The following is an 11,742-nucleotide window of genomic DNA, read 5'->3' on the forward strand; positions in this document are numbered from 1 at the left end:
TGATCTGTATATATAGATGCCCCCGCCACATTTATTTGTATGGACTATGGGGGGGGGCTAATATTACTTTTATTTTCTTCGAGTATAATACTCACGTTGTTCGTCAACTTCTAACGGCGGCATCCAACAATTATCCTTCGGCAGCAAGCCTTTTACAGCGCGACTATCCGCATTACGTTGTGTTATATCACGTATAATATCATCAACAGTCGTTGTCACCTGAACATCAAGATAAAGTCCAGAAACCTTAGCTAGCTTGTCCCACGCATTGACACGAGATGCTGAAGTGCTTCGTTCCCCTCGATCCATAGCTTCTTTCAATAAACCGGTTAAAATCATTTCTCGGTTAATGAATGTTTCAGTCGATAGCTTTTCTAAGTGCAGTTTAATAGCGCTACGAATGTCAGGTTTGGTCAATAACTCGCTAGCAATAGAACGAGCTGTTTTCTCAGAATAACCGGCGCTGACAGCCGATCGGCTCGCATTAAAGTCTGTTACATATTCCTCAACGAAACGATCTTGCTTAGTGGTTAGTTCGCTCATGGTTTACCTCTTTATTTATTATTAGTTTAATGTTTTAACATATGAGTACTACGGCAGTTGAGCCATACCCAACCTTGGTTCATCTACGTAGTAGACGGATATGCGGGTATGCGGGTATTCAGCATTGACAGTGGTTTCACGGTATGTTTCACGGTCATACCCTGAAGTTTTAGCGGATATGCGGATAAACTTCTCTCTAGGTCAATAGAAATAGGTTGTCCGCTTAAATATGGGGGATAAACGGGTATGTGGATTACCTATTCATCTAGTATTACGTGTATAGTTTTTGCAGCCTTACTATGGTTACCTTCAACTTGATGGATTCGATAAAAACGGCCATATACATTTACACGCCTTGCATTAGATGAACCTGTAGGTAGTGCTTGTAAGTCATCACCTAACTTAGTATTTTTATGACCGGACTCTTTTGACAATTGATCCATCAGCTCAGGTCGTTTTACAGCGCCACCTTCTGGGCCTTTAAGCGAAAGAACACCACGGACGATATAGCTAAAGGTGGTGTGTTCTTTTGACTCACTGCTAGCCTCCTTGCCGTTTATGGCATCTGGCAGGTCATAAGAGCGAGGTACGCCCAGCCACTCACCGTTAGCTATTTGTACACTTTCCATTTTAAACCACTTGGCTTTGCCATCTGATAATGTGAAGTTGTTTTTTGCATCGTCTAAGCGCGACAATTGATTTTTAGCTTTATCATCTATTCCGTGATCCTTCGCAGTTTTTTTTCCCATTTTTGCTAAGGTGAAACAAAGTCTTGCGGCATCTTTTAATGAACTCGCGCCCCTCATTACATCAACATCACCGGCACGACTATCAGCTTCATCACCATCTTTTCTCGTATGGTGAACAAGGAAAATAGCCACACCCGTTTCACTCGCAATATGGCGGTAGTAGCTCATCACATTGTCGATAGCTGAGTTGTCGTTTTCACTCTCCTGATGAGTACTCACAAAAGGGTCGACGATTAGCAACTTAATATCACAACGTTTAATTTCTTTAATAATTTTTTCAACGTTTGGTGACATCATAGACGTACTACCTGTAATAGTTGAGTTAGTTGAAATAGTGACCCGTTCACCATAACCACTTTTTATATAAAGCTTATCGGTTACTTCATGATTCTTTATTCGATAAAGCTTAAAGATGCCGGCAAGTCGTCGATCTAATTCGTCATCGTCATCTTCGTTATTTATCACTAAAGCATTGCCTTGAACCGTATCGCCTAAGTTAAGTAAATCTTTCCCCAATGCCACTGAAACAGCAAGGCAGAGTGTAATCATTGATTTACCTGTAGCGCCACCAGCACCAATAATTGCTATGTAGTTACCTAAAACGTAGCGTTCAATGATCCAGTTACGTTTTGGGATAGTTGCAGCATCAAAGTCACTAGAAATTGTTCTCATACCCAGCCTTTCAGGCAAGGTTTCACCAAGGGTTGGATTATTAACAATAGGTTCGGTTTTCGTACACTTTTCTAACGGTTTTAAATCGGATGGCTTTATTGGATCTGGTAATGGTCGTAGCAAATGAAGGAAGCCTTGTTTTATCGCATACTCTTCAACATTCATTGAAAATGTCATTATGAAATCTCACAATCTAAAGAAGGTGATAGCATTATTCGCAAGCCATCTAAGCCAAACTGACAGTGCACATCATTGAAATCACTACCTAAACTGTCGGTATCAAACTTAGGCCATATCATTTGAAGATTTAAAGCCTTAGCAACGGCGTTCGCTTTATCTAGCCCCACATTTTTTTGACCGTTTTGTTCTGCTCGGTGATCGTTGTCGGCACAAAGAATGATTTCTAACATTGGATGATTAAGCTTGAGTGAAGTACAGACGCTATCTAAGTTGCCGGCATTAAATGCGACAACGACGGTTAATGCTGTTGCCTCGTGCAATGAGCAACCTGTTGCATAGCCCTCGCACACAAGTAAAGTAGTAGCGCTTTTAAGGCTTCCAATCATTGCGGCATTACCTTTCAGACTCCCACCACTTTTAAAGCGTTTATCACCTGCAGGGGTAATGAACTGAAGCGACATAAGCTCCCCAGCGAGTGATTTTAACGGTACAACTAGATTATTGAATCGATCGACACGAGCGATACCAGTTTGAATATTTTTACGCGTTAAATAAGGGTGCTCATGACTTGGCAACGTTTGCGACCAAATAAGATTGCATTCTTTGGCTGCTTCAAGCTGCTTTTTAGCGCTCTCTGCTTTATATGATAAACGGGCAAGCCTAAGTACTTCTTTATCTTGGGATGTTACCACATGCCCTTTTGGATGCCATGTACGTTGAATGCCAGTTCGCCAATTGCCTACAGTAATATGCGTTTGCGACGCTACTGCCCAAATTTCATGACTCTTTGGCTTCTCAGCTGAATTATAGCGGCGTAATTTTCCATCAGGAATTATGGTATTTGTCGACGCACCTTGTTCACGAGCGAATGTGATCATTTCATTAATATATTCCATGCTTACGCTCCTACGGTGATATTTTGACGTTGAGCTACAAGTTCTTTTACAAGCAAGCGTATTTCTTCTTTGCTTCTCCCTTGAATTTGCGCTGAAATAACCGATAAAACTTCATATTCAATGAATGCAACCGCCCGATCACCAATTGAAATTGATGGTGCGTAAAGGCCGTCTTTGAGTTTTAAATGTAAGGTACTTTTTGACATACAAGTTAGGGCTAAAACTTCTGTTTTTCTTATAAGCTTTAACTTATCAACTGCTAGAGGGAAGTTTAGAAGCTTGTATTCGTTGATCTGATCAACGGGATCGACTACATTTGGTTTGGGGGTGCTCATTTGTGGTGAGACTCCTGTTTTGTTAGTGGACGTTATTGTCCGTGCGACCTCAAGATTGCCGTCTTGGGGTCGCATTCATTTATAGCATTCAATCTTAATTAAAAACAAAACCGTCAGCTAATATTCATTCGTTATAGTGTCGTGTAAAACCATATCGGACAGCTATAGATTCACACTTATCTATTTGAATTACAAACAAAAAATAAAATTATTTTTATAGTACTAAATGGTGTACTAAATGGTGTACTAAATGGTGTACTAAATCGAAATGTGTATCATTTATGACTTGACGAACGCCATTATTTCCGTGTGTTTAAGAAGAACAGCCGAGATACTAATTAGTTATCACGGTTGTTTTTTGAAATAGCGCTAAAGGGAGGTATACCTGTATTCTAATAGACATTTTTGTTGTTATTACTCTAAATAATGGGCATTGTCAGGCAAGTTGTATATGCCCTTTTGAACAATGACCTATATCATCTGACCTCTTACGCAGAGGCTCTAACTATAGGGCGCGGGTTGTTTAAATCGACTTTCGATAAAATGATTATCGATAGAACTCGAACCGACGACGTATAATTGTTTTTATATTTTGGGTGAGTAACACTTTTAAAAAGCAGTACCAAAAGCAGTACCACCAAAAGAAAACAAAGAATAAAGCATTAAGAATCATAAGGTTAAAACCATAAAGCGAGTCCAGTAGCGGCACCAAATTAAAGAACGGGATTACAGCGATGTAATCCCGTTTTTGCTTTAATAAACAAATTGTTACGGCTAATCTAAATAACTATCTCTTATTGATTTGTAGATGGTATCTAAAGAAATTCCCTTCAACAAGTGACCAATTTACTACGGACAGATCCTAAACTAAGTGAGTCTGATGATATAAGGTCTTTAGGGGATAAATTACATGATGATTCCGTGCGACCCAAGAAGTAACGCCTCGGTACACATGAAGGTGTTGCAAGCTCATATATACTCGCTGATTCAAAAAATTACATATTGCGAATTTATCGATAGATTGTAGCAATTAATGTAACAAAATAAATTGTAAATAATCGTCCTGTTATATAACAATGTAATTAGACTTTAATTGACTTTTTTACACCTCTTAACCGTAAATCTACACATCTATTAAACCCATCAACAGTTATCAGAGACTATAAAGACCTTAAGTATGTTCTACTTTAGGTTGGTGTTTCCTATTAAGAAGGGTTGTTCTAATCGATTATGTCAGGAAGCTACAAAGCGGTCTTAATTTTTGTTTAATTTATCATAGCCAAAGGTCTGCTTGGCCATTGCCGACATTCATCATAAAACGAATACTAGCTCAGTACCAATAGGGCATTTTATTCTGAAGTGGCTATTTATTATTAAGTTATATTATTCCCGCTAACGATAGTTGCTCTTTTGCAGCATCAATCCTAGTGTTGATGACCTCTTTGAAAGACTTACCATCAATATTTAAAGCAAAATAATAAGTTTCTTTCTTGGTTTCAATAAACCCTACATACCAGCCTAGGGCCTTATCTTTAGCGACTCCACCAGCTCCCGTTTTGGCATATAGTTTATAATCTTCGGTAGTTTCAGCTAACATGATGTCTTTCAACTGCATCAATGAACTTTTCGATACTGCTAACTTATGATTATATAAGCGTTGAAGGAAGTCGACTTGCTCTTTAGCACTTATTTTTATACTTTTATTCAACCAAAAATTATCAATACCTGATGATATATCTTGATTACCATATTGAAAATCAGCTAAGTATTGACTCATTCTCTTTTTATTAATTTTACTTGCTGTATCTTGATAGATAGGAACTGCCGAATACTTATAAGCCTCCCTTAAAGAAATAGGTGCTTCATACCAAGTTTTAGGCCACCACTTTTGAATTGGATAATCCGCTATATCAAAAGTAAGCTCTACTTCAGTATTTTTAATGACGCCTGTATCTAAAGCTATAAGGGAATGTGGAATTTTGAATGTTGACCAAGGTGTCATTCGCTTAACAGCCCTTTCGGGATTTATAATGCTGTATTCACCAGACTGTTCACTTTTTAGAACAAAGGTGCATGAGCTATAACATAAAGAATTAGCATGAGTTGCTATCGAAAAACTAAACCCTAGTAAAGAAATTAATAACTTTTTAAATTTTATCATTTTTGTCCAATATAATTATTATGGTTTCAATATGAACTGTTTATTACCAAGCTTAAATCAAGCCACTTCAAATGGTTACGTCAACTATGGGTATTTCAAAACACATAGATTTGACCGAACCAATAATTCTCTCATTACTGGCAAAAATGCCACCACAGCGGACATAGACGGTTAGCTATTACAGCAACCTTGTCCTTCTTGAATTGGTGGGCATTTAACAGTTCCATAAGAACAGAAAACGCAACAATCACCTTTTAAGGGCTTTAATAATGCTTTGCATGATTCACATTCATAGAACCACTGACAGGCATTGGTTGGCATTTTTTCTGTTTTATTATGTCCGCACTCAGGACAAGTTATTGTTGAGTTTAATTTTATACTTTGCATATTATCTCCTTTATAGGTTTTACAATATCTAATACTGACATTACGACCATTAAACTTATGCCAAAGTAGAATAAATAGGTACTCCAACCATATTGCCAAAGAGGATATAGTGTTAGTAAAACAGCTGTAGGACCAAGAATACTTAAAGCACCTCTTAAATGGCTTTTATTGCGATACCAATTATATATATTTACGAGTAACGCAAGGGTAGCGAAAATAGGTAGTAAAGTATTTACTGCAACGCCTTCAAAAGACGAAAGAAATCCCAAACCAAATACGGATACCAACGAGCCTAATGCAGGAAAACAGGCAGTACAACTAAGGGCTGCTATCCAAACCCCACCAGAGCCAACTTTATCGAGTAATTTGTTTATCATATAGAATCATTCCTAAGTAATTTATCATCACGATAAACCCCGTATACAGATACGGAGTCAACAATTACTTTAATGAGTCAATAATAGGGCAAGAATATTGGTCTTGATTGGTTTTACATGAATTTGTCATTTTACTAATAACGCTCTCTAGACGCTGTAAATCAAATATTTTATTTCGAATTATATCCAATTTTTGCAAACCTAGGCTTTCTACTTGGGCGCAGTTATTTTCCATAGACATTAGTGAGGATATCTCTTTTAATGTAAAGCCAAGAGCTTTTGCTTTAGCGATAAACCTAAGCTTGTCTGCAATAGCACTACTATATAAACGATAACCATTTTCTGGCTTAATAGGTTGAGAAATAAGTCCTTTTTTTTCATAAAACCTTATGGTCTCAATATTTATATCTAACTCTTTGGCGAGCTTGCCAATTGTCTTCATACCTATAGTCACTTATAAAGTTAAATGATTTCACAATCTGAGAAATGAAGTATATTAAATCATTGCTTATCGTTCAATTAAGTCATTATTGCTAATAACGCTGAGTGTCTTTTTTGAGCCTTGAACTAGACGTTAGCTATAACTACTTGCTAATTTCCGCTTTAGCGCACCAAGGGGACATTAGAACCTACAAATATTAGGCTAAAACTAAATTGGTTTGGACTTTTGTTTAACCGTCACTTATGCCGATTTGAAGACCTAAGGTGTTAGAACCATACCTACAGCTTTGGGACAGTAAGCGCTCGTAAATTGAGAACATAATCACTATTCCTAGCAGTCACAATGAGCCGAAAGCCGACATTTTTTAGGTTTATTTCAATTCAATAATTAGCCCACAGTGTCATCAAAACAGACATTATGAACTTCCCTAACCTTGCTAGAAAACAAATGAGTTACATTGTAACCTCAACTAGAGGTGTTTATAAGCAAAGTCAAGGAAGTCCACTAGGGTATTTGAACAAAACAATAACGTTTCTTTTCCCTCAATTTACATCTGCTATAATTATATTTCGCTCTAAAGGTTGGGTGTTTTATGAAATTTTGTGCTTTTGTTATATTATTATCGTTTTTCTCACTATCAACGTTTTCAAAATCAATAACGTTGAGTCGAGGGGAAGATGCTGTATTACAAAATTTTTCTGAATTAATACTTCAAAAAGCATATCAAAAAATAGGTATTGAATTAAAGGTAATACATGTACCCATTGCTAGATCTTTGGTCTTGGCAAACAATGGCATAATAGATGGTGATGTCTCAAGAATTTCAAAAATTGAAAATCAATATGGCAACTTAATAAAAATTCCAGTACCAATTAATCATATTGATATCAGAATGTTTACTTATAATAAAAAGCTATTGGAGAAGAAAAATAACATAAATGGTTTTTATCGGATGGGATGTGTTCGAGGACTTATTCTTGTGGAAAAAATATCAACAACAATGAAAGTGGACTGCTATAAAGTTAATGGCCACAAAGAAGGTATTAATATGTTAAATAAAAATAGAATTGACGTGTTACTTTTACCTCTAACGATAGGTGCCTATTTTAAGAGCGTCGATTCTAAATTTTCTACCAGCCATTACAGTGAATCACTAGGCCGTGAACCGTTGTTTCATTATCTCCATAAAAAACATCACAAATTGGTTCCTAAACTGACTTTAATATTGCAACAAATGAATATTGATATTTATGAAAAAACTTATAGAGACTCCTTGAAAGAAACTCTTTCCCCCGATGGTAATTAAAGTGTTCTAATAAATTAACTATATCTTTAGTGTGTATTGATAAATAGTAAGCCGATAAAATAGTGATACCGTATATAGTTACAATTAATATTTTTATTAAAATAAAATCTACAATTTCTTTATGTTCAGCTTATTGAGATGTCTGAGTAATATTCGCCAAACCAATCTAAATTTATATGACGATTTCACCTAAATCACCTTAAAAGTAATATTCTACTTCATCCAAACTATAAAAGGTTCATGACTGTTTTTTCTTACTAATTTTGACGCGAAAAATTATAAATTATTTCAGGTGTCCGCCTACAATGATTAGCAGATCACCACGCATAAAAGCTCGAAGTTGATCACTGGCAATAGTCAATGATGGTTTGCCATTGTTCTTGGCTAAGCGTAATTCTCATGTTTATCTCCTAAATTAAGTGGGGAGATAACATACCCGATATCAAACGCTAACAGCAGGTGCCCTTAGCTATAAGGTTACATATAATGTATTGCCTTATCAGTATAGACTTTGCTTTGCTTAATAATGATATTTGGTTTATAACTACGGTAAGAATATTAATAAATCGCCCCAATTGATGACTAATAAATCCATAAAAAACAAATCGATTCGTCTTAGAATAATCTTTTTAATTATTTTGGTTTTTACTCTTGTATTAGTGTTTTTTTCATATTTTTTAAAAGATTTTATTACTGGAGTTGAACAAGATTTAGGTAAAAAAATGGTGCTTCAACATGCCATTATCAACAAAGAAAAAGCCCTCAGTCATTTTACACAAAACTTAAATCTAGTTAAACGTTCCTTGCTCAATAATACATATCAAGACTGGATGAAAAATAACGATAATGAAAAATTTAAAACAAAAGCGATTCAGTCTGTTGAAAAAGACTGTCAAGTTATAGATTGCTATGGCTGGTTTATCCTTTCAATTGCCCCCCTTACTAGTATTGATTGGAATAAAGAGAGCAATACCATAAAAACGGTTCCGCTGAAATTAGAAGAAAATTCTTGGCTACCAAAAAAGCTAAAAGAAAATAATGAGTTTTATGTCGATGCTGATATTAATACTATTGATGGAAACACCTATGTTTTTTTTGATTATATAGTAAGAGAAAATGATCAAGTCATTGGAACGGTTGGAAGCTACGCATTAGTCTCAACTATTACTAATCAATTACTCAGTACCTCTAACCAAGATATTTTAGATGTACTTATTGATAATCATGGTGTATTTCGTACTAGTTTGAATGAAAATACCAGTCGTTATCATCCCTCTCTTTCAAAGTTTTTGTCCAACAAAGAATGGCATCAAGTCATCGGGGATGATCTAGATAAAAGCAGCTTAATAAAACTAAAAAATAATACTAATAGTCATTTGGTAAAAACGATTGATATCAGAATTAATGAAATTAATTATATAGCCGCTATTGTGTATATCGAGGAAATAGAATGGTATGCAATGAGTTTATTTTCAAAAGAAGCAATGGAAGGAAGTATTGTTATTCTGCCTCTCTTTTTAGTTGGCACCCTACTTCTTTTTAGCGTTATTGCACTTACACTTTATTTTTTGAACAAGCTGGTTTTTAAACGACTTATCGTGATGAACAAATCAGTTAATAACATTGCATTAGGTAATTATAAAGACTTAATTAAAGATTGTCGTTCGGATGAATTAGGTACTTTAGCTCAAGGGATAAACACCATGAGCCAAGAAATTTCAAAGAATCTATCAAAGATAAAGTCTCAGAATAATGCGCTAAATGATGCTATTGATAAAGCAAATGCAGCAAATAATGCAAAATCTATTTTTCTATCAAACATGAGCCATGAAATAAGAACCCCTATGAATGCAGTGTTAGGTTTTGCTGAAATAGGAAGAAACACCAAAGTTTTATTTGAAAAAGATGATTCACTTGAACAAATACAACGTTCAGGTGAACACTTACTGCAAATAATTAATGACGTATTAGACTTTTCTAAAATAGGATCCAAGCAACTTGAGTTGGAAAAAATCTCATTTAGCTTTAGTGCTATTCTTAAAAAAATAACACAAATTTGTAAGTCGGATATTGATAAAAAAAATATATCATTAAATTTCCTATTAGATGATTCGATTCCTAGCCACTTAATTGGTGATCCACTAAAAATAGAACAAATCATCATTAATTTGGTTAGTAATGCTATAAAATTTACGGAACATGGCAGTATTGATATTAACACTCGTCTAAAAAGACAAAACGAAAATAACGTTATCATAGAGTTAAGTGTTAAAGATACAGGAATAGGTATAACGCCAGAACAACAAAAAAACTTATTTATAGCTTTTTCTCAAGCCGATAATTCAATCACTAGAAAGTTTGGTGGCACAGGATTAGGATTAGCGATAAGTAAGCAATTAGTCGAAATGATGGGGGGGGAAATCACACTAAAAAGTGAACGAGATAAAGGCACTGAATTCACATTCACCATACCTTTGACATACTCTACTGAAAAGTTAGAGAAAAAAATAGAAGAATCAGCTGATTTTGATTTAGTAAAATTAAAAGCAGCTTTGTATGGAAAAAAAATCTTGCTAGTTGAAGACAATAGAATCAACCAAATTGTAGCTAAAAAAACACTAGAGCCATTAAGTATTTCAATTGATATAGCAGAGAATGGCTTACAAGCAGTAGAAAAAATGAAAAACAATACTTATTCTTTAGTGTTAATGGATATACAAATGCCTGAGTTAGACGGACTACAAGCCACAGAACAAATTAGAATGTTTGATAATGATACTGTAATTATTGGTATGTCAGCTCATGCTAGTATCCAAGATACTGAAAAAGCGATTAAATCAGGAATGAATGATTATATGACTAAACCCATTAAGCAAAAAACAGTTTTTTTGATGATATCAGAATATATCTTTTAGTTCCGCAGGTAACTAACACCAAATAAATCTATGCCTTTAGAAGCAAAATTTAGGAGATAGGGTAATATGTTTCTTAAACGTTCATGATGATGGTAACTAGTCTATTTTTAGATGTGATTTAAGTAGTGTTATCGGTACTCCTCATAAAAAACATTAATTAAGCCACCCATAATAACTTGTTTGTATTTTCAATAATAAACTACACTTAAATTACCCTCTTATAAGTGTGGTGATTATTATGCCCAAGCCTCGTTCACAACAAATTAGTTTATCTGATACACCGTATTATCATATTTGCAGTCAAACCGTTCGAAAAGCCTTTTTATGTGGTGTTGATAAAGAAACCGGTGTCAGTTACGAGCACAGGCGTCATTGGATTGAACAGCGTATTTTTACATTATCTCAAGTCTTTGCTATTGATATTTGTGCTCACGCTGTCATGAATAATCACTTACATTTAGTCCTTCATGTTGATAGTGAAAAAGCTAACAACTGGACGACGCTCGAGGTACTGTTCCGTTGGCATAAGTTGTTTAAAGGCACCCTGTTGACCCGTCAATATCAACAAGAGCAATCATTAACGACATTCGAAATGGAAATGGTTGAAGAAACAGCACAGGTCTATAAACAGCGCTTAATCGATATCAGTTGGTATATGCGGGCATTAAACGAGCCTATTGCTCGACAAGCCAATAAAGAAGATGAATGTACTGGGCACTTTTGGGAAGGACGCTTTAAATCTCAAGCCCTGCTCGATGAAGGGGCATTACTTGCTTGTA

The 11,742-nt window shown here is 35.3% G+C and carries 10 protein-coding genes and 1 pseudogene; 3 read left to right on the forward strand and 8 right to left on the reverse strand.

Annotated features, from left to right (window positions below; genetic code table 11):
* Positions 1–69: 69 nt before the first annotated feature.
* From H4J70_RS01620 to H4J70_RS01655, 8 genes are all read right to left on the reverse strand, one after another.
* A complete protein-coding gene (locus tag H4J70_RS01620) occupies positions 70–543 on the reverse strand; it encodes a terminase small subunit (RefSeq protein ID WP_182250530.1) in 474 nt (157 codons plus the stop codon).
* Positions 544–800: 257 nt separating this feature from the next.
* Positions 801–2,141, reverse strand: a complete 1,341-nt coding sequence (locus H4J70_RS01625) for an AAA family ATPase (RefSeq protein WP_182250531.1) — start codon at positions 2,139–2,141, stop codon at positions 801–803.
* Positions 2,141–3,040: a toprim domain-containing protein gene (locus tag H4J70_RS01630; RefSeq protein ID WP_182245118.1), complete on the reverse strand. Its 900-nt coding sequence runs from the start codon at positions 3,038–3,040 to the stop codon at positions 2,141–2,143. The genes H4J70_RS01625 and H4J70_RS01630 overlap by 1 nt, the downstream gene beginning before the upstream one ends.
* Before the next feature lie 2 nt (positions 3,041–3,042).
* Entirely contained in the window at positions 3,043–3,375 is a 333-nt protein-coding gene (locus tag H4J70_RS01635; protein ID WP_182245119.1) for an AlpA family transcriptional regulator, read from the reverse strand.
* Positions 3,376–4,753: 1,378 nt separating this feature from the next.
* The gene (locus H4J70_RS01640; protein ID WP_182218011.1) at positions 4,754–5,536 is read right to left on the reverse strand and encodes a class D beta-lactamase; all 783 of its coding nucleotides are present in this window, start codon (positions 5,534–5,536) and stop codon (positions 4,754–4,756) included.
* Positions 5,537–5,707: 171 nt separating this feature from the next.
* Positions 5,708–5,923, reverse strand: a complete 216-nt coding sequence (locus H4J70_RS01645) for a GDCCVxC domain-containing (seleno)protein (protein WP_182218009.1) — start codon at positions 5,921–5,923, stop codon at positions 5,708–5,710.
* Entirely contained in the window at positions 5,911–6,300 is a 390-nt protein-coding gene (gene merC, locus H4J70_RS01650) for an organomercurial transporter MerC (protein WP_182218008.1), read from the reverse strand. Before merC ends, H4J70_RS01645 begins: the two co-directional genes overlap by 13 nt.
* A gap of 64 nt (positions 6,301–6,364) precedes the next feature.
* A complete protein-coding gene (locus H4J70_RS01655) occupies positions 6,365–6,742 on the reverse strand; it encodes a MerR family transcriptional regulator (RefSeq protein WP_182218027.1) in 378 nt (125 codons plus the stop codon).
* Between the two features lie 592 nt (positions 6,743–7,334).
* On the opposite strand from H4J70_RS01655, the gene H4J70_RS01660 reads away from it, so the two are divergent.
* The 3 genes and pseudogenes from H4J70_RS01660 to H4J70_RS01670 all read left to right on the forward strand — a co-directional run.
* The gene (locus H4J70_RS01660) at positions 7,335–8,048 is read left to right on the forward strand and encodes a hypothetical protein (protein WP_182250532.1); all 714 of its coding nucleotides are present in this window, start codon (positions 7,335–7,337) and stop codon (positions 8,046–8,048) included.
* A gap of 578 nt (positions 8,049–8,626) precedes the next feature.
* Complete coding sequence (locus H4J70_RS01665) at positions 8,627–10,963, forward strand: ATP-binding protein (protein WP_182250533.1); 2,337 nt, start codon at positions 8,627–8,629, stop codon at positions 10,961–10,963.
* 238 nt (positions 10,964–11,201) lie between these two features.
* Positions 11,202–11,742: pseudogene (locus H4J70_RS01670) on the forward strand (transposase); the annotation flags it as partial.

The sequence above is a fragment of the Colwellia sp. BRX8-9 genome (assembly GCF_014077245.1).
Taxonomy (GTDB): Bacteria; Pseudomonadota; Gammaproteobacteria; order Enterobacterales; family Alteromonadaceae; genus Colwellia_A.

Bases quoted from the DNA above. Each gene is read 5' to 3' on its own strand.
- H4J70_RS01620 (WP_182250530.1), bottom strand. From the start codon at position 543: ATGAGCGAACTAACCACTAAGCAAGATCGTTTCGTTGAGGAATATGTA.
- H4J70_RS01625 (WP_182250531.1), bottom strand. From the start codon at position 2,141: ATGACATTTTCAATGAATGTTGAAGAGTATGCGATAAAACAAGGCTTC.
- H4J70_RS01630 (WP_182245118.1), bottom strand. From the start codon at position 3,040: ATGGAATATATTAATGAAATGATCACATTCGCTCGTGAACAAGGTGCG.
- H4J70_RS01635 (WP_182245119.1), bottom strand. From the start codon at position 3,375: ATGAGCACCCCCAAACCAAATGTAGTCGATCCCGTTGATCAGATCAAC.
- H4J70_RS01640 (WP_182218011.1), bottom strand. From the start codon at position 5,536: ATGATAAAATTTAAAAAGTTATTAATTTCTTTACTAGGGTTTAGTTTT.
- H4J70_RS01645 (WP_182218009.1), bottom strand. From the start codon at position 5,923: ATGCAAAGTATAAAATTAAACTCAACAATAACTTGTCCTGAGTGCGGA.
- merC (WP_182218008.1), bottom strand. From the start codon at position 6,300: ATGATAAACAAATTACTCGATAAAGTTGGCTCTGGTGGGGTTTGGATA.
- H4J70_RS01655 (WP_182218027.1), bottom strand. From the start codon at position 6,742: ATGAAGACAATTGGCAAGCTCGCCAAAGAGTTAGATATAAATATTGAG.
- H4J70_RS01660 (WP_182250532.1), top strand. From the start codon at position 7,335: ATGAAATTTTGTGCTTTTGTTATATTATTATCGTTTTTCTCACTATCA.
- H4J70_RS01665 (WP_182250533.1), top strand. From the start codon at position 8,627: ATGACTAATAAATCCATAAAAAACAAATCGATTCGTCTTAGAATAATC.